This is a genomic window from Rhizobacter fulvus (assembly GCF_964020785.1).
Map to the genome: position 1 here is coordinate 1 of NZ_OZ224516.1, position 23298 is coordinate 23298.

At 69.0% G+C, this 23298-nt stretch carries 20 protein-coding genes and 1 pseudogene; 12 read left to right on the forward strand and 9 right to left on the reverse strand.

From position 1 onward, the window contains the following. The 5 genes and pseudogenes from ACWH49_RS00005 to ACWH49_RS00025 all read left to right on the forward strand — a co-directional run. Positions 1–285, forward strand: a pseudogene (locus tag ACWH49_RS00005) (MBL fold metallo-hydrolase); the annotation flags it as partial. Between the two features lie 15 nt (positions 286–300). After that, on the forward strand, positions 301–780 hold the full coding sequence (locus ACWH49_RS00010; RefSeq protein ID WP_448169560.1) for a PaaI family thioesterase: 480 nt from the start codon (positions 301–303) through the stop codon (positions 778–780). 42 nt (positions 781–822) lie between these two features. Next, complete coding sequence (locus ACWH49_RS00015) at positions 823–2604, forward strand: acyclic terpene utilization AtuA family protein (protein ID WP_448169561.1); 1782 nt, start codon at positions 823–825, stop codon at positions 2602–2604. 48 nt (positions 2605–2652) lie between these two features. Then, the gene (locus tag ACWH49_RS00020) at positions 2653–3849 is read left to right on the forward strand and encodes an acyl-CoA dehydrogenase family protein (protein WP_448169562.1); all 1197 of its coding nucleotides are present in this window, start codon (positions 2653–2655) and stop codon (positions 3847–3849) included. Next, positions 3849–4646 (forward strand): alpha/beta fold hydrolase, encoded by a 798-nt coding sequence (locus ACWH49_RS00025; RefSeq protein WP_448169563.1) that lies wholly within the window; start codon positions 3849–3851, stop codon positions 4644–4646. Before ACWH49_RS00020 ends, ACWH49_RS00025 begins: the two co-directional genes overlap by 1 nt. A 75-nt stretch (positions 4647–4721) precedes the next feature. Here ACWH49_RS00025 and ACWH49_RS00030 read toward each other — a convergent pair whose 3' ends face one another. The 6 genes from ACWH49_RS00030 to ACWH49_RS00055 all read right to left on the reverse strand — a co-directional run bounded on the left by ACWH49_RS00030 (position 4722) and on the right by ACWH49_RS00055 (position 11692). Beyond that, positions 4722–5582 carry a TauD/TfdA dioxygenase family protein gene (locus ACWH49_RS00030; protein WP_448169564.1) on the reverse strand — a complete coding sequence of 287 codons (861 nt, stop codon included), beginning with the start codon at positions 5580–5582 and terminating at the stop codon, positions 4722–4724. Beyond that, positions 5579–6838: a CaiB/BaiF CoA transferase family protein gene (locus tag ACWH49_RS00035; protein WP_448169565.1), complete on the reverse strand. Its 1260-nt coding sequence runs from the start codon at positions 6836–6838 to the stop codon at positions 5579–5581. Before ACWH49_RS00035 ends, ACWH49_RS00030 begins: the two co-directional genes overlap by 4 nt. Before the next feature lie 65 nt (positions 6839–6903). Next, entirely contained in the window at positions 6904–8823 is a 1920-nt protein-coding gene (locus ACWH49_RS00040) for an ATP-binding protein (protein ID WP_448169566.1), read from the reverse strand. Between the two features lie 25 nt (positions 8824–8848). Then, positions 8849–10087 (reverse strand): acyl-CoA dehydrogenase family protein, encoded by a 1239-nt coding sequence (locus ACWH49_RS00045; RefSeq protein WP_448169567.1) that lies wholly within the window; start codon positions 10085–10087, stop codon positions 8849–8851. Positions 10088–10099: 12 nt separating this feature from the next. Next, entirely contained in the window at positions 10100–10501 is a 402-nt protein-coding gene (locus ACWH49_RS00050) for a Zn-ribbon domain-containing OB-fold protein (RefSeq protein ID WP_448169568.1), read from the reverse strand. Positions 10502–10522: 21 nt separating this feature from the next. After that, positions 10523–11692, reverse strand: a complete 1170-nt coding sequence (locus ACWH49_RS00055) for an acetyl-CoA acetyltransferase (RefSeq protein WP_448169569.1) — start codon at positions 11690–11692, stop codon at positions 10523–10525. A 95-nt stretch (positions 11693–11787) separates the two neighbouring features. Between ACWH49_RS00055 and ACWH49_RS00060 the strand changes: the two genes are divergently transcribed. Continuing rightward, a complete protein-coding gene (locus ACWH49_RS00060; protein ID WP_448169570.1) occupies positions 11788–12546 on the forward strand; it encodes an SDR family NAD(P)-dependent oxidoreductase in 759 nt (252 codons plus the stop codon). 5 nt (positions 12547–12551) lie between these two features. Here the strand turns inward: ACWH49_RS00060 and ACWH49_RS00065 are convergent, their stop codons facing one another. Genes ACWH49_RS00065 through ACWH49_RS00075 form a run of 3 tightly spaced genes read right to left on the reverse strand, consistent with a single transcriptional unit; the run spans position 12552 to position 15666 of the window. Then, on the reverse strand, positions 12552–14060 hold the full coding sequence (locus ACWH49_RS00065; RefSeq protein ID WP_448169571.1) for an AMP-binding protein: 1509 nt from the start codon (positions 14058–14060) through the stop codon (positions 12552–12554). Beyond that, positions 14057–14953 carry an alpha/beta fold hydrolase gene (locus ACWH49_RS00070; protein WP_448169572.1) on the reverse strand — a complete coding sequence of 299 codons (897 nt, stop codon included), beginning with the start codon at positions 14951–14953 and terminating at the stop codon, positions 14057–14059. The genes ACWH49_RS00065 and ACWH49_RS00070 overlap by 4 nt, the downstream gene beginning before the upstream one ends. 5 nt (positions 14954–14958) lie before the next feature. Continuing rightward, positions 14959–15666 carry a transglutaminase-like domain-containing protein gene (locus ACWH49_RS00075; protein ID WP_448169573.1) on the reverse strand — a complete coding sequence of 236 codons (708 nt, stop codon included), beginning with the start codon at positions 15664–15666 and terminating at the stop codon, positions 14959–14961. A 161-nt stretch (positions 15667–15827) separates the two neighbouring features. On the opposite strand from ACWH49_RS00075, the gene ACWH49_RS00080 reads away from it, so the two are divergent. The 6 genes from ACWH49_RS00080 to ACWH49_RS00105 are packed head-to-tail and all read left to right on the forward strand — an operon-like array spanning position 15828 to position 23261. After that, complete coding sequence (locus tag ACWH49_RS00080) at positions 15828–17888, forward strand: oxidoreductase (protein ID WP_448169574.1); 2061 nt, start codon at positions 15828–15830, stop codon at positions 17886–17888. Between the two features lie 11 nt (positions 17889–17899). Then, complete coding sequence (locus ACWH49_RS00085) at positions 17900–19066, forward strand: acyl-CoA dehydrogenase family protein (RefSeq protein WP_448169575.1); 1167 nt, start codon at positions 17900–17902, stop codon at positions 19064–19066. 27 nt (positions 19067–19093) lie between these two features. Continuing rightward, positions 19094–20278, forward strand: a complete 1185-nt coding sequence (locus ACWH49_RS00090; RefSeq protein WP_448169576.1) for an acyl-CoA dehydrogenase family protein — start codon at positions 19094–19096, stop codon at positions 20276–20278. Further along, complete coding sequence (locus ACWH49_RS00095; protein ID WP_448169577.1) at positions 20275–21426, forward strand: acyl-CoA dehydrogenase family protein; 1152 nt, start codon at positions 20275–20277, stop codon at positions 21424–21426. The genes ACWH49_RS00090 and ACWH49_RS00095 overlap by 4 nt, the downstream gene beginning before the upstream one ends. A gap of 45 nt (positions 21427–21471) precedes the next feature. After that, on the forward strand, positions 21472–22392 hold the full coding sequence (locus ACWH49_RS00100; protein WP_448169578.1) for an SDR family oxidoreductase: 921 nt from the start codon (positions 21472–21474) through the stop codon (positions 22390–22392). Between the two features lie 11 nt (positions 22393–22403). Beyond that, positions 22404–23261: a MaoC/PaaZ C-terminal domain-containing protein gene (locus ACWH49_RS00105; RefSeq protein ID WP_448169579.1), complete on the forward strand. Its 858-nt coding sequence runs from the start codon at positions 22404–22406 to the stop codon at positions 23259–23261. Positions 23262–23298: the final 37 nt, after the last annotated feature.

The following is a 23298-nucleotide window of genomic DNA, read 5'->3' on the forward strand; positions in this document are numbered from 1 at the left end:
CTCGACGCGCTGAGCGCGGCGTGCGGCGGCGACGCCATCCGCTTCATCCTGCCCGCGCACGGCCACGTGATGGGCTCGGCCGCTGACACCATCGCCCGGCTCAAGGCACACCGCCTGGGTCGCGAAGCCAAGGTGATCGCCGCGATGCGCGCGAAGCCCGAGGGCGAGTCCGAGGACTGGGTGGCGCTGGCCTATGCCGACACGCCGAGGAATCTGTGGCCGATGGCGAAGCGTTCGCTGCTGGCGCACGTGGAGCGCATCCGTGCGCTCGATCTGGCCTCTTGAATCGGAGTTCGAGCCGTGACCGACACCCCCCTGCCCCAGCATGTCGTCGATGCGTTCTGGAAACGCTGGGGCAACAGCACCTTTATGCGCGCACAGGGCCTGGAGGTCGACGTGGTGGGCGTCGGCGAGGCCGCCGTGCGGCTGCCGCAGGTGATGGCCACGCAGCGCGGCGGCGGCGGCTCCGACAGCGTGCTCAACGGCGGCGTGATCGCCTACATGTTCGACGGCGCGCTCGGTTGCGCGATCGCCTCGTCGCTGCTCGCGCGCCCCGAGATGCGCGGCATCGACCCGCAGCGACTGCGCCAGTCGACGATCAACCTCGACATCAGCTACGTCGAAGCCGCCAGCGGTGATCACTTCGAGGCCCGCGGCAAGGTCGTGCGCGCCAGCCGCAGCGTGGCCTTCGCCGAGGGCCAGTTGTTCGACGCACAGGGCCGCGTCTGCGCCACGGCCAAGGGCATCTGGCGCATCTTCTGGCCGCGCGGCGATGCCTAGGCCGGGCCGCGAGACCGCTTCCCTTTCCAGGAGACAAGACCCATGAGCAAAGACACCCTCCGCATCGGCTGCGCTTCCGGCTTCTGGGGCGACACCGAGTTCGCCGCGGCCCAACTCGTCGAACGCGGCGACATCGACGTGCTGGTCTTCGACTACCTGGCCGAGATCACGATGTCGCTGCTGATCCGCGCCAAGGCCAAGGACCCGACCCAGGGCTACGCGCCCGACTTCGTCGCGACGATGAAGCCGCTGATGAAGCAGATCAAGGCGCGCGGCATCCAGGTCATCGCCAACGCCGGCGGCGTCAACCCTTCCGCGTGCCGCGACGCGCTGGTGGCCGCCGCGCAGGCCGAAGGCGTGGAGCTGAAGATCGCCGCCGTGCTCGGCGACGACCTGATGCCGCAGGTCGAGGCCATGCGCGCCGCCGGCGTGCAGGAGATGTTCTCCGGCGCAGCCTTCCCGGCCAAGGTGATGAGCGCCAATGCCTACCTGGGCGCGTTCCCGATTGCCGCGGCGCTGGCCGCCGGCGCCGACATCGTCGTCACCGGCCGCTGCGTCGACAGCGCCGTCACGCTGGCGCCACTGATCGCGCGCTTCGGCTGGAAAGCCGACGATCTGGACCAGTTGGCGCAGGGCAGCCTGGCCGGCCACCTGATCGAATGCGGCACCCAGGCCACCGGCGGCAATTACACCGACTGGGCGAGCGTTCCGGGCTGGGACGACATGGGCTTCCCGATCGCCGAGTGCCGCGCCGACGGCAGCTTCGTCATCACCAAACCGGCCGGCACGGGCGGGCTGATTTGCCCCTCGACGGTGGGCGAGCAGATGCTCTACGAGATCGGCGACCCGCGCGCCTACATCCTGCCCGACGTAGTCTGCGACTTCACCGCCGTGACGCTGACGCAGGCCGGACCCGACCGGGTCGAGGTCAAGGGTGCACGCGGCCGAGCGCCCACCGACCAGGCCAAGGCCAGCCTTACCTACGCCGACGGCTTTCGCGCGATGAGCCTGTTCATGATCGGCGGCATCGACGCCGGCGCGAAGGCGCGGCGCACCGGCGCCGCGATGCTGGCGCGCATGCGGCGCCATTACCGCGAACGCGGCTGGCCCGACTTCACCGAGGTCAGCGTCGAGGCGATCGGCGCCGAGGACACCTATGGCGCGCGGGCGCGCAGCGCGGCGCGCGAGGTGATGCTCAAGGTCGGCGTGCGCCATCCGCTGAAAGACGCGCTGGAGCTGTTCTCGCGCGAGGTCGCGCCGATGGCGCTGATGTCGTCGCCGGCGATCACCGGCTTCACCGGCGGCCGGCCCAAGGTGCAGCCGGTGGTGCGGCTGTTCTCGTGCCTGGTACCGAAGTCGCAGCTCGGTGTCAGCATCGACATGGGAGCGCAAAAGGTCACCGCGCCGCAACTCGCCGGCAAGCCGTTCGACCTCGAGGCGCTGCCGGCCGTGGGCGGCCCGCTGCCGCCGCCCGACGCCTTCGCACGCGGCACGCGCAGCGTGCCGCTGGTGCAACTGGCCTGGGGCCGCAGCGGCGACAAGGGTGATGCGGCCAACATCGGCATCATCGCGCGCCGTCCCGAATTCCTGCCCTACATCCGCGCCGCGATCACCGAAGAGGCGGTGGCCCACTGGTTCGCGCACCTTGTGCTCGGCAAGGTCCAACGCTACGACCTGCCGGGCACGCAGTCGCTGAACTTCATGCTGCATGAGGCCCTGGGCGGCGGTGGCATTGCCTCGGTGCGCATGGACTCGCAAGGCAAGGCCTATGCGCAGATGCTGCTCGACCACCCGGTGCCGGTGCCCGCCGACCTGGCCTTCTGACCCTGCACACTTCACACGACCTGCCGAACGACCTCGAAAGGATTCCGAATGAACACCGTTAGCACGCCAGCCGGCCGCAAGACCGCGTCGTCCATGATCCAGGCCCGGGTGCGCGACATCCAGGAAGCCACGCGCGGTGTCACTGCGCAGTACCCGCGCAGCTACATCCTGCAGTGCATCAAGGAAGACCGCTTCCCCGAGGAGCTCTGGCAGGCCCTGGGCAAGTTCGGCCTGCTGGGCTTGTCGATCCCCGAGGAATACGGCGGCTCGGGTGGCGGTGTGCTCGAGATCACCGCGCTCAACGAGGCGCTGGCGCTGGCCGGCGTGCCGACGCTGTTCCTCGTCGTCACCGGCCTCGGCCGGGTGCCGATCGTGCGCCACGGCACGCGCGAGCAGATCGCCAAGTACGTGACGCCGACCTGCACCGGCGAGCTGAAGATGTGCTTCGCGATCACCGAGCCGAACGCCGGCACCAACAGCTTCGCGATGACGACCCTGGCCACGCCAAACGGCGACGGCGGCTGGACGCTGAACGGCCAGAAAGTCTTCATCTCCGGCGCGCGCGACGCCGACATCATGCTGGTGGTGGCGCGCACCACCAAGGCCGGTGAAGTGAAGCACCGCACCGAGGGAATCTCGCTGTTCGTCGTCGACATGAAAGCGCCGGGCATCACGCTGAAGCAGCTCAACATTCAGGTCGAGACCGCGGAGCGCCAGTACATGGTGTTCTTCGACAACGTCAAGGTCGCTGCCGACGGCCTGATCGGCGAGCCCGGCAAGGGCGCCAAGCTGATGTTCGAGGGCCTGAACTCCGAGCGCCTGCTGGCGGCCGGCGCTGCGCTGGGCCTGGGCGACTACGCGCTGGCCAAGGGCGTGGCGTATTCGAAGGACCGCAAGCCCTTCGGCAAACCGATCGGCAGTTATCAGGCGCTGCAGCACCGCATGGCGCTGGCCAAGGCCGAACTCGAAGCCGCGCGGCTGATGACCTACGACGCCGCCGACCGCTTCGACAGCGGCGAGGACGCCGGCGCCCACGCCAACATGGCCAAGCTGCTGGCCTCGCGCGCCGCGGTCGCGGCGGTCGAGGCGGCGCTGCAGACCCACGGCGGCTACGGCTTCGACCGCGACTACGACGTCGTCACGCTGTGGCCGATGATCCGGCTGCTCGAGATCGCGCCGATCAACAACGAGATGCTGCTGAACTACATCGGCGAGCACGTGCTCGGGCTGCCGAAGTCGTACTGATGCGGCCTCCACCCGTGCAGGAGCATCAGTTCACCGCCGGTGGTCACCGCCTCAGCGCCAGGACCTGGGGCCGGATCGACAGCGCGCGACCCGTGGTCGTGATGCTGCACGGCGGGCTCGATTGCACCAGCACCTGGAAGGACCTGCCCGAGGCGATCGCGGCCGCCACGGGCATGCCGGTGCTGTCGTACGACCGCTGGGGCTACGGGGGTTCGGACGCGCTCACCGCGGGCCGCGTGCGGGCCTATCGGCATGAAGAGGCCGGCCCGGTGTTCGGCGACCTGTTACGCCACTTCGGCATCGGCAGCGCGGTGCTGTTCGGGCACAGCGACGGTGGCGCGATGGCGGTGCTGGCCGCGGCGGCACACCCCGAGATCGTGCGCGCGGTTTGCGCCTGCTCGCCGACGATCGCGCTCGACCTGCACATGGTGCGGGCGATGGCCGGCGCGCGCCAGGCCTTCGAGCACGGCGGCCTGCGCGAACGGCTGATGCGCCACCACGGCGACAAGACCGATTCGATGTTCTGGGCCTGGTACGAACCGTGGTCCACCGACGATGCGGTCGGCTGGTCGATGGCGGAACAGATCGGCGCGGTGCGCTGCCCGGTGAGCGCGGTGTTCGGGCAAGGCGACGACTACGGCTGGCAGCCCAGCGCTCGCGCCCTGATCGAGAACGGCGTGATGGCGCTGGAGGTCAGCGCCCTGCCCGGCGTCGGCCACGACCCGCAGCACAAGGCGCGCGCCGTGGTGCTGGATGCGCTGCAACGGGTGTTGCGAACCGCAGGCCAGTCGGTGTGACCGTGGGGTCTCGGCGGCCTGCTGGTCGGCAGGCCCCGGGCGTTCAAGAACGGACGCTGCGCGCGCGGCGGCGGTTCAGATCGCCGCGCCCGCCGACGGGCCTTGCGGTACGTCGCCTGCCAGCGTGATGCGGTTCATCACGCGGCGATGACCGTGGTAGTCGTTGATCGGGTAATGCTGCGCACAGCGGTTGTCCCACAGCGCCATCGAGCCCGCCTGCCAATGGAAGCGGCAGGTGAACTCTTCCTTCTTCTGGTGCTTGTGAAGAAAGCGCAGCAGGGGGGCGCTTTCATCTTCCGTCATGCCGGCGAAGCGCACCGTGTGCGCCGAGTTCATGTACAGCGCGCGCCGCCCGGTTTCGGGATGCACACGCACGGCCGGATGCTCGACGCTGTATTCGCGCCGGTCGCCGCGGCCGCCTTCGGCGATGCGGTCCTCGCGCGTGCGCGAGGTGTCGGCCTTGGCCGAGCTGTTGACGCAGCGCAGGCCGTCGAGCAGCCGCTTCATGCCGTCTGACAGTGCGTCGTAGGCCGCCACCTGGTTGGCGAACAGGGTGTCGCCGCCCTGCGGCGGAACCTCGCGCGCGAGCAGCAGCGTCGCCATCGGCGGCAGGTCAAGGTAGGCCGTGTCGCTGTGCCACACACCGCCGAAGTTGACCCGTTCGTGTTCGAGTTTCTTGACTTCGATGATGTACGGGTAGCCCGGAATGCCGTTGACGAACGGGTACTCCACCGGCGTGCCGATGGCTTGCGCAAAGGCCAGAAACTGCTCCGGCGTGATGTGCTGGTCGCGCAGGAACACCACGCCGTGCTCGAGCCAGATGCGCCGCAGCGCGGCGCTCTGCTCCGCGGTCAGCGGCTCACGCAGATCGAGCCCCGAAATCTCGGCACCGACCGCGCCGGCCAGGCGCTTGACGCCCATCGTTGATTGACTCATGGCTTGGCCTCCGGTGCGCTCGCCCATGCGGCGCCGCTTTTCAACAGCGCAGCGATCCGCTGCGCACCATAGCCGCATTCCTGCAGCACCGACTCGGTATGTTCACCCAGGCGCGGCGCCGGCTCGATGGCGCCGGGCCGGTGGTCGCTCCAGTCGACCGGCACGCGCGGCATGCGCAGCGTGCCTTCGCTCGGATGCTCGACGCTGGGCACCAGGCCCACCGCCCGGATGTGCGGGTCATCGAGCAGGCTGTCCACGCTGTTCAGCGGCGTGGCCGGCACGTCGATGGCGTCGAACAGGGCGAGCCACTCGGCGCTGCCGCGCCCGGCCAGCGTGTCGCCCAGAAAGGCGTAGACGTGGTCGATGTGGTGCGTGCGATTGGCGAGGTCGGCGAAGCGCGCGTCCTGCAGCAGGTCGTCGCGCCCGATCGCTGCCAGGAAGCGCCTCCATTGGCCGTCGTTGTAGACGAGCGCACAAATGTAGCCGTCGCGCGTCGCGTAGGGGCGGCGCCCGGGCGAGAGCAGGCGCACATAACCGGTCTCGCCTTCGGGAGGCTCGAAGGTCTGCCCGTACAGGTGATCGCCGAGCACGACGCTCGCCAGGGTCTCGAACATCGGCACGTCGATGCGGCAGCCGCGACCAGTCTTCTCACGCGCGAACAGCGCCATCGAAATGCTGTGCACGGCGTGCAACCCGGCCATGCGGTCGGCGAGGACAAGCGGCACGTAGCGCGGCTCTCCTTGCCCGGCGCGCGCCTGCAGGTCGGCGATTCCCACCGCGCCCTGGATCAGATCGTCGTAGGCGGGCCGCCCCGCATAGGGGCCACTCTCGCCATAGCCGTACATGCCGCACCAGATGATGCCGGGCCGGATGGCTTCGACGGCCTCGTAACCCAGACCCAGCGCGTCGATCGATGCAGGCCGCAAGTTGTGCATGAACACATCGGCGCCCGACAGCAGCCGCTGCATCGCCTCCAAGCCCTCGGGTTGCTTGAGGTCGAGCACCACGCTGCGCTTGCTGCGGTTCAGGTTCAGGAACAGCGGGCCCATGCCGCGGTGGCGTGCCGGACCGATCTGGCGTGTCGAGTCGCCACCGCCCGGTGACTCGACCTTGATCACGTCGGCGCCGTGATCGGCCAGTATCTGCGTCGCATACGGGCCCATCAGCACGGCCGACAGATCGATGACCCGCACACCCGCGAGCGGGCCCGATCGCTGACTGGCGGGCTGGGTGGCAGACGAGTCGTGAGGGGTCATGCGATTGTGTTTTTCGGTTTCAAGATGGGACCTTTGTCAAGCTCTCGCTCGCCTGCCGGCGGGAGTCAGGCACGTCGGCTCCCGGCGACACGCAGGATGGCGCGCTCCAGCTTCAGGGGCTCGATGGGCTTGACCACGAAGTCGTTCATGCCGGCGTCCAGTGCCTCGGCGCGCTCCGTGGTGAAGGCAGCGGCGGACAGACCGATGATCGGCATGGCGACGGCGTCGAACTCGGCGCGCAGGCGGCGTGTGGCCTCGAGGCCTCCCATGACCGGCATCTGCAGATCCATCAGGACGACGTCGATCGGCGGGCCTTGCGCCGCACGGGCGCGCACGACCTGCAGGGCCTGCTCGCCGTCGCCCGCCTGAGAGACACACGCACCCCGCTGTTCCAGCAGAGCGACGCAGATCAACATGTTCACCAGGTTGTCTTCGACCACGAGCACGTTCAGGCCGCGCAGTGCGCCGACATCGAGCCCGACGAAGTCGGAGTTCACGGGTGCCGACTGCGACGCAGGCAGCGGCAGCTCAGCCCAGAACACGCTGCCCCGACCGACCCGGCTTTCAGCACCCACGGTGCCCCCCATCAGTGTCGCCAGTTCGCGGCAGATCGACAGGCCGAGCCCGGTGCCCCCGAAGCGTCGGGTGGTGGAGTCGTCGGCCTGAGTGAAGGGTTGAAACAGTCGCCCGCGCGTGTCGTCGTCGAAGCCTGGCCCGGTGTCATGCACCGCCAGACGAATCGCCCCGGCATCCGGACGGGAAACACGAATCTCGACCGAGCCCTCCGACGTGAATTTGAGCGCGTTGTTGACGAAGTTGGCGAGGATCTGGCGCAGGCGCAGCCGATCACCCTGCACGACCGGCGGCACGTCGGGCTCGATGTCGACGTTGAAGGCCAGATCGCGCGCACGCGCCAGCACGCCGAAGGAGGCATGCACCGAATGCACGAGTGCGTGAAGGTCCAGCGGCCCGTCCTCGAGCACCATGTGCCCGGCCTCGATCTTCGACAGGTCGAGAATGTCCGACACGATCGCGGAGAGGCTGCGCGCGCTTTCGGCGATGAGATCGACGTATTCGCGGCGGCGCCGCTCGTCGCCGGTTTCCTGCTGCAGCAGGCGCGCCAGTCCAAGCAAGGCATTCAGCGGCGTGCGCAGTTCGTGGCTCATGTTGGCCAGGAACTGGCTCTTGGCGTGGCTGGCGGACTCGGCTCTGGCGCGCGCTTCACTGATGCCTTCGGCCAGCTTGACGCGCTCGCTGATGTCCTCGCAGATCCACAGTGTTCCGCCTGCCGTGCCACGCGCCGGCTCCAGCGCCTGCGCAACCAGGCGCAGGGCACGCCGGCCGCGGTCGGGCCACACCATGTGGAGCAGCTCGTACTCGGCAGGCTCGCCGCGCGCCAGACGGGGCCCGAGCGCGCGGCCGATCTCCTCGTAGGCGGCGTCGCTGGGCCACACCACCCGCCCCGGCCGGCCCACCAGTTCGCCGGGAGCCCAACCGAAAATGCGCTCGAAGGCCGGGTTGACGTGCACGAAGCGCCGGTCCCGCGTCAGCGCGATGCCGACTGGGACCCCCAGCAGAATGGCCTCGCGTTCCGCCCGCGAACTGGCCTCGATGGCCTCGCTGGCCTGCGCGCGCGCGACCAGCTGGGCCAGGCGGTGGCACGGGTCACCGATCCCCGCCGCACGCACGGCCAAGTCCAGCCGCACACCGTCGTGGCGGCGCAGTCGCAACATGACCTCGTGGGCTGCCGGCCCCGCGGCGACCGACTCGAGCAGCGAGTCCAGTCCGGAATCGGCTGCCAGCCATCCGGCATCGCCGGGGGTGCGGCCGACGACAAGCGCGGCGGCGAAGCCGAGACACTCGACGAATGCCTGGTTGACGTGCAGGACACGTCGCGACGCGAGCTCGATCAGGATCGCCGGGTCTGACAAGAGCGCGGCGGTTCCCGCGAACCAATCGACCCACGATGCCTCTTCGGTGGCCATCAGCGTTGCACGGCGATCCGGTCGGCTACAGCTCGCCGCGCCCCGCCAGCAGTTGGCGCGCAATGGTTCGGCGCTGGATCTCGGCGGTGCCGTCGGGGATGCGCATCACGCGCGCGAATCGGTAACCCTCTTCGATGCGCAACTCGTTCGTCAACCCCATCGCACCGTGCACCTGGATGCTGCGGTCCATCACGCGGCCCAGCATCTCGGTCGAGAAGGCCTTGACCATGCTGACCTGCGCGGTCGCGGACTGTCCTTGGTCGATGCGCCAGGCACAGTTCTGGATCATCGACTTGGCGGCGTAGATGTCCATCGCGCTGTCGGCGAGCATGAACTGCACAGCCTGGTGCTCCGCGATCGGCACGCCCGAGGTCTTGCGGACCTTGGCGTACTCGACCGCTTGGTCGAGCGCCCAGCGCGCCAGCCCGAGGCAGGTGGCGGCCATGCCCATGCGGCCGGCATTCACGCCGTCCATCGCCACCGCCAGGCCACGGCCGACGGCGCCCAAGCGGTGGTCATCGGGCACGCGCACGCCGTCGAGCACCACCACCCCGGTGTCGCCGCCGAGATGCCCGACGGTGTTGATGAGGCGCGGCACCGAAAAACCGGCCGTGCCGGTGTCGACGAAGAAGCCTGTGACGCCGCCCTTGCGCTGCAGCGCCGCTTCGGGATCGGTCAGCGCGAACACCATCGCATGGTCGGCGTAGGGCGAGTTGGTGATCCACTGCTTGGTGCCGTTGAGCACCCAGTGATCGCCGTCGCGCAGCGCACGCGTTTTCATCGCAAGCACGTCCGAGCCCGCGTCCGGCTCGCTGAGCGCGAAGCACAAGGTCTTGTCGCCGCTGACGATGCCTTCGCGGTAACGCTCGAAGACCTGCGCGTCCAGATGCCGCAGCACCGGCGACAGGCCGTTCGTGAACGGCGACGGCAGCACCACCGTCTGGATCAGCGGGCGCCCGGGGCCGAAGCGGTGGTTGATCGCCTCCTGCACATGGGCCATCACCTGCGCGCCCAGGCCGGCGCCGCCGAGTTTCTCGTCGCCGAACAGGCTGTAGTAACCGAGTTCGGCAGAGCGCATGCGCACCCGGCGGCGCAGCGCCAGCGCCTCGGGCACGTAACGGCCGTCCCCCTGGAACAGGGTGCGTTCGCTGCCGAGCACGTCGCGGTGACGCGCTTCCAGCGGTACCACTTCGCGCTCGATGAAGCGCAGAACCGCCTCGGCGATCGCGGTCGTGTCGGGGTCGATCTCGAAGTCCATGGGCATGCAGCTGCAGGGTCAGGCGAGCCTGAACTTGGGCAGTGTGACCTCGTCGGTCACCGCATCGAACTGCACCGCCACGCGCTGGCCGATGCGCACCGCGTCGACGTTGTCGGTGACGATGTTGGTCATCATGCGCGCGCCTTCGTCGAGGTCGATGACCGCCACCACGTAGGGTGCGTCGGCCTTGAACGCCGGGCCGGCCGGCCGGCGCGCGACCGTGAAGCTGTAGATGCTGCCCGTGCCGCGCGCGTCGGACCATTCCAGCGCGTCGGAGTGGCAATGCGGGCACAGCGCGCGCGGGTAGAAATGGTGGCGGCCGCAGTCGCGGCAATGCTTCAGGATCAGCCGGTTTTCCTTCAGCGCCGACCAGTAGGGCGCGCTTTCCGGGTCGACGGTGGGCAGGGGCTTTTCGTACATGGTGGTCGTCGCTTGAAAAGATCAGCGGGTCGAAAGAATGCAGGTGGCGCCGCTGGACAGCATCCCGCCGGTGCCGTGCACCAGCGCGGTGACGGCGCCCTTGATCTGGCGCTCGCCGCATTCGCCGCGCAGCTGGCGCACCGCCTCGATCAGCAGGAAGATGCCGTACATGCCCGGGTGCGCATACGACAGCCCGCCGCCGTTGGTGTTGAGCGGAAACGCGCCGCCGGGCGCGGTGCGCTGGCCCGAGACGAACGCGCCGCCCTCGCCACGCTTGCAGAAGCCGAGCGCTTCGAGCGTCATCAGCACGGTGATGGTGAAAGAGTCGTAGACCTCGACCACGTCGATCGCGTCGTGGCCGATGCCGGCCCTCGCGAAGGCCTCGCGCCCGGCCACCTCGGCGGCGGTCAGGCGCGCCAGGTCGGGCATCGCAGCCGTGGTCCAGTGGCTGTGCGATTCGCCGTAGCCGCGCACATGCACCGCCTTGCGGCCCAGCGCCTTGGCGTGCGCGGCGGTGGTCATCACGATCGCGCCGCCGCCGTCGGTGACCAGGCAGGCGTCGAGCAGGTGCAGCGGGTCCGCGATCATCGGGCTCTTCAGCACATCCTCGATCGACAGCGGCCCGCGCATCGTGGCGGCCGGGTTCAGCGCGGCCCACTTGCGCGTCGCCACCGCGATCTCGGCCAGGTGTTCCGAGGTCGTGCCGAACTCGTGCATGTGGCGCATCGCCGCCATCGCATAACCGCCGATCGGCGTCGGCGCGCCCCAGGGCGTTTCGTACTGCATCGTCAGCACCGACGGCCGCCCGGCCAGGTTGCGGCTGACCTCGCTGCGCTGCAGGCTGCCGTAGGTGATCAGCGCGACTTCGCAACGCCCGGCCTCGATCGCGGTGGCGGCATGCGCGACGTGGGCCTCGAAGGCCGAGCCGCCGATGTTGGTGCTGTCGGTGTAGCGCGGCACCAAGCCCAGGTATTCGGACAAGGTCACGCTTGGCAGCAGGCCCGGTCCGGGGTTGCCCCAGAGGCCGGCGGTCAGCAGGCCATCGACCTCGCGCATCGGAATGCCGGCATCGGCAAGCGCGTCGCGCGCCGCCAGCGCCTGCATCTGCAGCACCGACAGCGGGGTCAGCACCTTGCCGTCTTTCAACGGCACGTCGGCGACGCCGACGATCACCGCCTCAGGTTTACTCACTGCAGTCGAACTCCATCACAATACGAGATTCCCGAACAAGCGTTAGGCCGAACGATATGCCTCAAACCGATTCGCTTCAAGACAGGATTGCCCTTGTGACCGGCGCCACCGCCTTCATCGGGCGTGCCGTGGCGCACGAACTGGCGCGGCGTGGTGCTCGCGTGGTCGTCAACGGCCGGAATGCCGACAGCGGCGGCACCGTGGTCGAAGAGATCGCCGCCGCCGGCGGCCAGGCTGAATTCGAGGCCGCCGACCTGACCGATCGCAGCGCCGTGCAGGCGATGGTCGCGCGCATCGTCGAGCACCATGGCAGGCTCGACGTGCTGGTGGCCAGCGGCGCCGGTGCCAGCAGCGATTCGCTTGCCTTCAAGCTGTTTGCCGAGATGGAGGGCGCCGATTTCGACGCCTACATCCGCTCGCACTGGTTGACGCGCGCTTTTGCGATCCAGGCCGCTGCGGCGGCGATGCGCACGCAGCGCCACGGCAAGATCGTCGCGATCGGCACCGATGCCGGGCGCGTCGCGACAGTGGGCGAATCGTTCATCGGCGGCGCCACCGGCGGCATGATGCAGATGTGCCGCGTGCTGGCGCGCGAACTGGGCCGCGACGGCATCCGCATCAATGCGGTGGCGATGAGCTACATCTGGGACGCCGAACCGCGCTGGGGCGGCGGCTCGCCGGCGCTGGCCGGCGCGCACGGTCAGGGCATGATCGAGAACCTGCGCAAGCGCATGCTGTTCCCGGTGCACTGCAAGGACATCGCACAGGCCGCGGCATTCTTCGCCGGCCCGGAGTCGGACGCGATCACCGGCCAGACGCTCAGCGTCAACGGCGGCCTGAGCACACCGGGCTGACATCGTCAGGTGCCGGCATGCGCGGCCTTCACGGCCGCGCGATCGAGACCGCCGGCCGGATTGCGCGGCAAGGCGGCCACGAAGACCACATGCTTGGGCTTCTTGTAGCGGGCGATGCGCTGGCCGACGAATTCGATCAGGGCCTCGGCCGCCAAGCTCTGGCCCGGCTTCAGCACGCACACCGCCTTGACCGCCTCGCCCCACTGCGCGTCGGGCACGCCGAACACGATCGCCTCGGCCAACGCGGAGTGTTCGAGCAGCGCGCGCTCGACCTCGGCGGGATAGACGTTCTCGCCGCCCGGCTTGATCAGTTCCTTGGCCGGCGAGCGGCCGGCGTACCAGAGGTAGCCATCGGCGTCGAAGCGGCCCATGTCGCCGGTGTGGTGCCAGCCGCCGCGGAAGGTGAAGGCGTCGTCTTCGTCGCAGCCCCAGTAACCGTTGAACACCATGGGCCCGCGCACGACGATCTCGCCCGTGACACCCCCGGCCACCGGGCGGTCCAGGTCGTCGACGATTGCCACCGTGTGCCCGGCCACCGGACAGCCGGCGCTGCCCGGCCGCTCGGCGTAGCGCGCGGTGGACACCGAACCCGAGGTCTCGGTCTGGCCGTAGGCCACCCAAAAGTCGGCATGCGGGCAGGCCGCCGCGAAGCGGGCCAGGGTTTCCGGCGCATCGATGCCGGTGACCACGCGCAGGCGCGCGAGCTTCGAGCCGGCCTCGGCCGCCGCATCGAGCAACGCGCCGAGCATGGGCGGGAACGAACCCATCACGCTGCCGCCCTGTTCGTCGATCAGCGCGACCATCGCCTTCGGGTCGAAACGCGGCAACACGATCGTCGAGCCGCCGGCCGCCTGCAGCGCCAGCGTGTAGCCGATGCCGGCCAGGTGAAACAGCGGCAGCGCCCCGAGCAGCACGTCGTCGGGCGTCAGGTTCCAGGCCTGCAGCGACTTGGCCGCAGCGGCGAGCAGGCCGCGATGCGACAGCAGCGCGCCGCGCGGTCGCCCGCCGACGGCGGCGGTGTGGACGATGACCAGGCCGGCGCTGTCGTCGATGGCGGCCGCGGCCATCGGCTCGTCGACGTACAGGTCACCGACGGCGCGCCAGGCCGCGTCCGAAGCCGGTCCGAGGCTATACGCCAGCGCGTTCGCGCGCACCGACTCGGGCGCGAGGGCGTGCAACTCCGGCGCGGCGATCAGCACGCGCGGCGTGGTGTCCTGCAGCACATAGGCAACCTCTTCGGCCGAGAGCCGCCAATTGACCGGCACGACGATTGCACCCAGCCGCGCCGCCGCGCCGAACAGATCGACGTACTCTTGGCCGTTGTGGGCCAGGATCGCGACCCGATCGCCGATGCCGACGCCCAGCCCGGCCAGGCCGGCGGCCAGCCGGGCGACGCGAACCGCGTATTGCGCGTGCGTGACCCGCTGCGCGCCGCTGACGAAGGCCGTGCGGCTGCCGTGCAGCCAGGCGTTGCGCTCGATCTGGTCGTGCAGGGTGAAGGATCTGAGACTCACGGTGCGGGTGCTCCGGTGACCGGCCCGGCGGCCGGGGTGGAAAAAGGCATCACGTCGCCGAGGAAGTCGATCACGCTGGCGGTGAAGGCGTCGTTGGCGTCGCCGGCCACCATGTGCCCGGCCCCGGGCAGGTTGACGAAGCGCGCGTGCGAGAAGGTCTGGCGGAACGCGGCGGCGCCAGCCTCGCTGATCACGTCGCTGCGCCCCCCGCGCACCAGCAGCAGCGGCCCGCCGTATTGCTCCAGGGCGCGCTCGAAGAATGCCGGATCGTTGCGGTGGTTGTGGTTCTCGTCGTTCATCAGGCGCTGGTCCCAGTGCCAGGCCCAGCGTCCAGCGGCGTTCAAGCGCAGGTTCTTCTGCAGCCCGCGGTGATGCCCGACGACGGCCCGGCCGCGGTAGGCCGCGATGTGACGGGCAGCGTCGTCGAGTGTGGCGAAACCTTCAGGGTGCGCGCGCATGAAGTCCACGATGCGGTCCACGCCCTTGGCCTCGATGCGTGGCGCGATGTCGACCAGCGCCAGCGCCGCGATCGGCGGTGCGTCGCTGCGCGCAACCATCGCCATGCCGATCATGCCGCCCAGCGATGCACCGACCAGGGCCAGCCGTGGGCTGCCGAGGTCGCGGCAGAAGCGGGCCATGTCGCGTGACAGGGTTTCGATGCGGTAGTCGCCGTCGACCGACCACGCCGTGTCGCCGTGTCCGGGCAGGTCGAGCGCGATCGAGCGCCAGCCGGCCCGCGCCAGCGCCTTCGCGGTGCCGCCCCAAGCATGGCGGGTCTGGCCGCCGCCGTGCAGCAGCAGGACCGTGGGCGCGTCCGCGGGGCCGGCGATATCCGCGACCCACGCACCACCGTCGAAACCCGCGAATTCACGCCGTTCGGAAGCGACCGCCATTGCCGTCACGTCGCGACGCCCGGCTTGACGTCGCGCTCGAAGTCGGCCGTTGCGGCGTTCTGCATCCAGCTCTGGTAGTTGGGATAGATGCGCTGGAAGGCTTCCAGCATCTCCTCGCGTGGCACGTCGGGATAGGAACCCCGGTCCTGGATGTACTCCATGTGGCGCCGGCCGCGGGTGTCGAACTCGTGGAAGATCGAATCGGCACGGCCGTCGAATTCCAGCGGCTTGACCCCGGCCTTCTCGCACAGGCTCAGGTTGAAGGCCGGCGTGGCCTTCAACCAGCGGCCATCGATGAGCAATTCGGTGTAGCCGTGGTAGGCGAACACGTCGCAATTCATCATCTCGCGAAGACGCGGGCTGGTCAGGTGATTGCGCACATCGGCGAATCCCAGGCGCGACGGCAGGCCCAGCACGCGCGCGGCCGCCGCCAGCAAGGTGGCCTTCGGGACGCAGAAGCCGCGCCCGCTTTCAACCACCTGGCTTGCCTTGAGCCCGACTTCGGACATGTCGAAGTGGTACGGGTCGTAGCGGAAGCCGTCGCGTACTGCGTAGTACAGCTTGACGCCGATGTCGCGCGGCGACATCGACGCGTCGGCATGCGAACGGGCAAACGCCTGCACCGCGGGATGGTCGCTGTCGGCGAAGCGTCCCGGCACCAAATAGGGCGTCAGGTCATCGGCTCGGGTCGCCTCAGCGGTTTGCTCGTTCATCGTGTGCTCCAGCAGGCGGCAAGATTGGGACAGCGTTCGGAGCGGCAAGCCGGCCCGCGCCCACGTGGGCGGGGAAACCCTTGTCCCGTCGAACACCACGAAACCATCAAACGACTATACCATCGAACATACGTTAGTTAGATACAGGCTCCCTGTCCATCATGAGTATCGCCCCCCCTTTTCCGACCCTGCTCTCGCCCCTCGAACTCGGCGCCCACACGGTGCGCAACCGCACCCTGATGGGATCCATGCACACCGGCCTCGATGGGCTCGAACGCGGTGTCGAGCGCTTGGCCGCGTTCTACGCGGAGCGCGCGCGCGGCGGCGCCGGTCTGATCGTCACCGGCGGCTACGCCATGAACCTGGAGGCCTTGCTGGACGATCACGGCCCGCAGCTGATCACGCCCGCGCAGGCCGATGAGTTGCGACCGATTCCACAGGCGGTGCACGCCGCGGGCGGCAAGATCATTCTGCAGGTCTTGCACACCGGCCGCTACGGCAAGACGGCGCAGCTGGTGGGTGCGTCCAACATCCCCTCGCCGATCAATCGCCGCGTCCCTCGCGCGCTGAGCACCGTCGAGGTCTGGCAAGCCATCGAGGACTACGTTCACTGCGCCGAGCTGGCGATGCGCGCCGGCTTCGACGGCGTCGAGGTGATGGCCTCCGAGGGTTACTTCATCAACCAGTTCGCCGTGACGCGCACCAACAATCGCCGCGACGAGTTCGGCGGCAGCGCAGAGAACCGGCATCGCCTCGCGGTCGAGATCGTGCGCCGCACGCGCGAGCGCCTTGGGCCGCAGGCGCTGCTGATGTACCGCATCTCGGCGCTCGACCTGGTCGAAGGCGGCGCCCCGGCGCACGAGATCATCGCGCTGGCGCAGGCCGTCGAGGCGGCCGGGGCCGACGTCATCAACACCGGCTTCGGCTGGCACGAGGCCCGCGTTCCGACGATCGCCTACGTCGTGCCGCGCGCGGCCTTCCGTTTCGCCGCGGCACGCATCAAGCGCGCGGTGTCGATCCCGGTGATCGTCTCCAACCGCATCAACACGCCCGAGGTGGCCGAGGAGATCCTCGCCGGCGGCGACGCCGACATGGTGTCGATGGCCCGGCCCTTCCTGGCCGACTCCGACTTCGTGCTCAAGGCTGCCGCGGGCCGGCCCGACACCATCAACACCTGCATCGCCTGCAACCAGGCTTGCCTGGACTTCATCTTCACCAATCGCCCGACCTCGTGCCTGGTTAACCCGCGCGCCGGCCGCGAGCTGGAGTTCGCCGAGATGCCCGCAAGCACGCGCAAGCGCCGCGTCGCGGTGATCGGCGCCGGCGCGGCCGGGCTGGCCTGCGCCGTGACCGCTTCTGAACGCGGCCACAGCGTGTCGCTGTACGAAGCCGCTCCCGCGATCGGCGGCCAGCTCAACCTGGCCCGTGCCGTGCCGGGCAAGGAGGAATTCCACGAACTGGTGCGCTACTTCGGTGCTCGCGTCGAGCAGCAAGGCATCCAGCTGCACCTGGGTGCGCGCCCTGGCGCGGCCGATCTGGCGGCGGCCGGGTTCGACCGCATCGTCGTGGCCACCGGCGTGCGCCCGCGCCACCCGCAGATCCAGGGCATCGACCACCCCAAGGTCGTCGGCTACGCCGAACTGCTCTCTGGCCGCAAGCAGGCCGGCCGGCGCGTTGCCGTCATCGGTGCAGGAGGCATCGGCTTCGATGTCGCGGAGTATCTGCTGCACGAGGTTGTCCCGAACGGTGCGGCGAACGGCGCCGAAGCGGGCGCGGACGTGGTCGGCGAATTCTTCGCCGAGTGGGGCGTGGACACCGCGCTCGACGTTCCCGGCAGCCTGAAACCGCAACAGGCACCTGCGACCGTTCGCACGGTCACACTGTTGCAGCGCAAGCCCGAGAAGCCGGGCCGCACGCTCGGCCTGTCCACCGGCTGGGCGCTGCGCGCCCGGCTCGAGCAGCGCGGCTTGCAGACCCTGTCGGGCTGCAGCTACGAGCGCATCGACGATGCCGGGCTGCACCTGCGCGTCAACGGCGAGGCCCGCCTGCTCGAGGTCGACACGGTCGTGATCTGCGCCGGCCAGGACTCCGAGAACACGCTCGCCGCGGAACTGCGCGGCCACGGCATCGAACCCGAGATCATCGGCGGCGCCGAACTGGCGGCCGAGCTCGACGCGCTGCGCGCCATCGATCAGGGCACGCGTCTGGCGATGACCTTTTGAGGACTGAGACGATGGACTTCAGCGAGAACCGAGAACACGAAAGCATCCGCGAGGCGATCGGCCGCGTTTGCGCCAACTTCGGTGACGACTACTGGCTGCAGCGCGACCGCGACGGCGGCTTTCCGCACGAGCTCTACAACGCGCTGGCCGAAGGCGGCTGGCTCGGCATCTGCATGCCGCAGGAATACGGCGGCAGCGGCATGGGCATCACCGAAGCCACTGTGATGATGACCGCGATCGCGCGCTCCGGCGCCGGGCTGTCGGGCGCGTCGGCGGTGCACATGAACATCTTCGGACTGCAGCCGGTCGTCGTGTTCGGCAGCGACGCGCAGAAGCGCCGCATGCTGCCGCCGCTGATCGCCGGCAAGGAGAAAGCCTGCTTCGCGGTCACCGAGCCGAACACCGGCCTGAACACGACCAAGCTCAAGACCCGGGCCGAGCGCAAGGGCGACCACTACATCCTGTCCGGCCAGAAGGTTTGGATCTCGACCGCGCAAGTGGCCAAGAAGATGCTGGTCCTGGCCCGCACCACGCCGACCGAGGAGTGCACCAAGCCGACCCTGGGCCTGAGCCTGTTCTACACCGACCTCGACCGCCAGTTCGTCGAGGTGCGCGAGATCGAGAAGATGGGCCGCAAGGCGGTCGACTCGAACCAGCTCTTCATCGACGGCCTGCGGGTGCCGGTCGAAGACCGCATCGGCGAGGAAGGCCGCGGCTTCGAGTACATCCTGCACGGCATGAACCCCGAGCGCATCCTGATCGCCGGCGAGGCAGTGGGCCTGGGCCAGGCGGCGCTCGACCGCGCCGTCAAGTACGCCAACGAGCGCATCGTCTTCGACCGCCCGATCGGCCAGAACCAGGCGATCCAGCACCCGCTGGCGCAGTCGTGGATGGAGCTCGAGGCGGCGTGGCTGATGGCGATGCGCGGTGCCTGGAAGTACGACCAGAAGCTCAACTGCGGCGCCGACGCGAACGCCGCCAAGTACATGGCCGCCGAGGCCGGTTTCAACGCCTGCCAGCGTGCGATGGCCACGCTCGGCGGCTTCGGCTACGCCAAGGAATACCAGGTCGAACGCTACCTGCGCGAGATGCTGATCCCGCGCGTCGCGCCGATCAGCCCGCAACTGATCCTGTGCTTCATCGCCGAGAAGGTGCTGGGCCTGCCCAAGTCCTATTGACCCGCAACCGAACCTGCCCGCCCCGCCATGTCCGCCGTCATCTCCGATCCTGACCGTTTGCAGCAGCTCGACATGCTGCGCTCGAGTGCCCTCGCCTTCACCTCCAAAGAGTCGCCGCTGTCGCGCGCCCGTGCGCTGCGGGCAAAACCGCCGGGCTTCGATCTGCGTTTCTGGGACGCCCTCGCGGCCCAAGGCTGGACCGGGCTGCTGGTGCCCGAATCGGCGGGCGGCTATGGCCAGGGCTTCGCCGAGATGGCCGAGGTGACGACCGCGCTCGCCGGGCACGTGGCACCGGAGCCGGTGACGCCAGTGCTCGTGTTCGCCGGCCGCCTGCTGCAGGCCTGCACCGGCAACGAGACCGCGCAGCGGCTGCTGGCCGAGCTCGCGCAGGGCCGCGCGCTGCCTGCGGTGGCGTGGCAGGAAGACACTTCGGGCGCCGCCGGCTTCGACGCGGCGGGCGGTCTGGCCGAACCGGCGACGGTGTGCGCTCGCTTGGGACAGAGCCTGACACTGCGTGGCGGCAAGCGGCATGTGCGGCCTGGCGCCGCCGCAACCGGCTACATCGTCAGCGCGTCGTCCGCCCAAGGACTCGTGCTGGTCTGGGTGCCGGCGCAGAGCACCGGTCTGACCAAGACCAGCGAGCGCCTGGCCGACGGCACCTATGCAGCGCGTCTGGTCTTCGAGAACATCGAACTGCCCGCGGACCACGTACTCGCGTCCGGCGCGGCGGCCGAGACCGCGCTGGCCGCCGCGTACGACGAGGCGCTGGTGTTCACCGGCGTCGAGCTGCTCGCGGTGTCGCGCCGCATGCTCGCGATGACGCTGGAGTATCTGCGCACCCGCAAGCAGTTCGGCAAGCTGATCGGCAGCTTCCAGAGCTTGCAGCACCGCGCCGTGGACATGCTGATCCAGCAGGAGTTGAGCGACGCCGTCGTCGCGCAGGCCATCGCCGAGCTCGACCGTGGCTGCGGCGGCGACGAGCGCGCACTGCTGGCCGCACGTGTCAAGTCGCGCTGCTCGGAAGCCGCATTGATGATCGGGCGCGAATCGGTGCAGCTGCACGGTGCCATCGGCGTGACCGACGACTACGACCTCGGCCTGTACCTGCAGCGCGCCCTGGTGCTGTCGGCCTGGCTCGGCAATGCGAGGATGCAGCGGAGCCGGTTCGCCTCGATGGGCCGGCAGGCCGCCGCGATGGTGGAAACAGCATGAGCACCGACTGGAATGCGCTCGACACCGAGACCTTCCGCACTCAGGTGCGCGACTTCTTCGAGCGCGAGTATCCGCAGGAATTGCGCTACCCGAAGCGACGCCTGCGCTGGGCCGAGATCCGCGACTGGACGTTGAAGCTCGCGGACCACGGTTGGCTCGCCCCGAGTTGGCCGACGCGCTACGGCGGCATGGGCCTGGCACCGGAGAAGCTGATCGCCTTCATCGAGGAGCAAGAGCGCCACGGCGTCGCACGCGCGCCCGACATGGGCATCTCGATGGTCGGCCCGCTGCTGATCCAGCACGGCAGCGACGCGCAACGCGTGCAGTACCTGCCGCGCATCCTGTCCTGCGAGAACATCTGGTGCCAGGGCTACTCGGAACCCAATTCCGGTTCCGACCTGGCCAGCCTGCGCACCGAAGCGGTCGAGGACGGCGACGACTTCATCGTCAACGGCCAGAAGACCTGGACCACGCTGGCGCAGGACGCCACCCACATCTTTCTGCTCGTGCGCACCGACAAGAATGCGAAGAAGCAGGAAGGCATCAGCTTCCTGCTCGCCGACATGAAGACGCCGGGCATCACGGTGCGGCCAATCCGCAACATCGCCGGCCACGAAGACTTCTGCGAAGTGTTCCTCGAGAACGTGCGCGTGCCGCGCAGCCAGCGCGTGGGCGAGCTCAATCAGGGTTGGACCATCGCCAAGGCGCTGCTCAGCTTCGAGCGCATCTTTCTCGGCAGCCCGAAGCAGAGCCAGTACGCGCTGGCCCGGGTGCGCGAGGCGGCCGAACTGTTGGGGTTGTTCGACGACCAGGTATTCACGGATCGCTACACGCAACTGGCACTCGACGTGGCCGACCTGGGCACGCTGTACACCCGTTTCGTCGAGCAGGTCAAGCGCGGTGAAACGCTCGGGCCCGACGTGTCGATGCTCAAGATATTCGCCACCGAGACCTACTCGCGCCTGGCGAATCTGCTGGTCGACGTGGCCGGTTCGAGCGGTGGCACACCTGGCGACATCGACCTCGATGGCAACCACATCGATGTGCTGACCACGTTCTACAACGCCCGCCCCGCGACGATCTACGGCGGCAGCAACGAGATCCAGCGCAACATCCTGGCCACCAACGTGCTGCGGCTGACGAGCTGACCCGTCGCACGCCTCTCCCATTCCATACCGAAGGAGTTTTCACGCATGCACAAAGGAACAATGCTGCAAGGCAAGGTCGCGGTCGTCACCGGGTCGGGCCGCGGCATCGGCCGCGACATCGCGCTGCAGATGGGCGCCCAGGGGGCGAAGATCGTCGTCAACGACATCGGCGCCTCGGTCAGCGGCGAAGGCAACGACGCCAGCCCGGGCCAGCAGGTGGTCGACGAGATCAAGGCGGCAGGCGGCGAGGCCGCGCTGAGCACCGACAGCGTGTCGGAGTGGACGTCCGCGAACCGCATCATCCAGTGCGCCGCCGACACCTTCGGCCGCATCGACATCGTCGTCAACAACGCCGGCATCCTGCGCGATCGCATGTTCTTCATGATGTCGGTCGAGGAGTGGAAGGCGGTGATCGACGTGCACCTGAACGGCTGCTTCTACGTATCGCGCGCCGCAGCGCCGCATTTCAAGACACAGCAGTCGGGCGCCTATGTGCACATGACCTCGACTTCGGGCCTGATCGGCAACCTGGGCCAGGCCAACTACGGCGCGGCGAAGCTCGGCATCGTCGCGCTTTCGCGCTCGATCGCCGGCGACATGAAGCGCTACAACGTGCGCTCCAACTGCATCTCGCCGTTCGCCTGGAGCCGCATGATCGGCGCGATCCCCACCGACACGCCCGACCAGCAGGCGCGTGTGGCCAAGCTGAAAAAGCTCGACACCGCGCAGATCGCGCCGATGGCCGCCTTCCTCGCCAGCGACGCGGCGGCCGAGGTCACCGCACAGATCTTCGCGGTGCGCGGCAACGAGATCTTCCTGATGAGCCAGCCGCGGCCGGTGCGCGGCATGCACACCTCGGAAGGCTGGACGCCCGAGACCATCGCCGAGCGCGTGTTGCCGGCGATGAAGCAAAACTTCTTCCCGCTCGAGAGCTCGAACATCGTGTTCTCCTGGGACCCGGTCTGAGGCCGAGCGCCATGGCGATCGACTACGACAAACTGATGGCCTGGCCGTTCGAGGACGTGCGCCATCGCTACACCCCGCGCGACACGATGCTCTATGCGCTCGGCTTGGGACTGGGCGCCGACCCGACCGACGAGGGCGAACTGCGCTACGTCTACGAGAAGGATCTGGTCGCGTTGCCGACGCTGCCGGTCGTGCTCGGCTACCCCGGCATGTGGCTCAGGGACCCGGCCACCGGCGTTGATGCGGTGCGGCTGGTGCATGGCGAGCAGAGCCTGACGATTCACCGCCACCCGGCGCCCGAGGGCGAGGTGATCGGCCGCACCCGGGTCACCGGCATCGTCGACAAGGGCACCGGCAAGGGCGCGCTCATCTACACCGAGCGCCGCATCACCGACGCCGCGAGTGGCGAGCCGATCGCGACGCTCGGCTCCACCACCTTCTGCCGCGCCGACGGTGGCTTCGGCGGGCCGACCGGACCGGCCAAGCCGGTGCACGAGTTGCCGACGCGCGCGCCTGACCACGTCGTCGATCGCAAGACCCCGGCCGGCATGGCCCTGATCTATCGCCTGTCGGGCGACTACAACCCGCTGCATGCCGAGCCCGCCCTGGCCCGCGCCGCAGGTTTCGAACGCCCCATCCTGCACGGCCTGGCCACCTACGGCATCGCCGGCTGGGCGCTCACCCAAGCGGCCAGCGCGGGTGACCCCGCGCGCATCGCCTCGATCGAAACGCGCTTCTCGTCACCGGTCTATCCTGGCGAGACGATCCGCACCGAAGTCTGGCTCGACGGCAGCGTCGTGTCGTTCCGGGCGCGTGTCGTCGAGCGTGATGTCGTCGTGCTCAACAACGGCCGGGCCACACTGCGCTGAGCCGCAGACCTATCTTCCATATTTTCAACAGGACTCC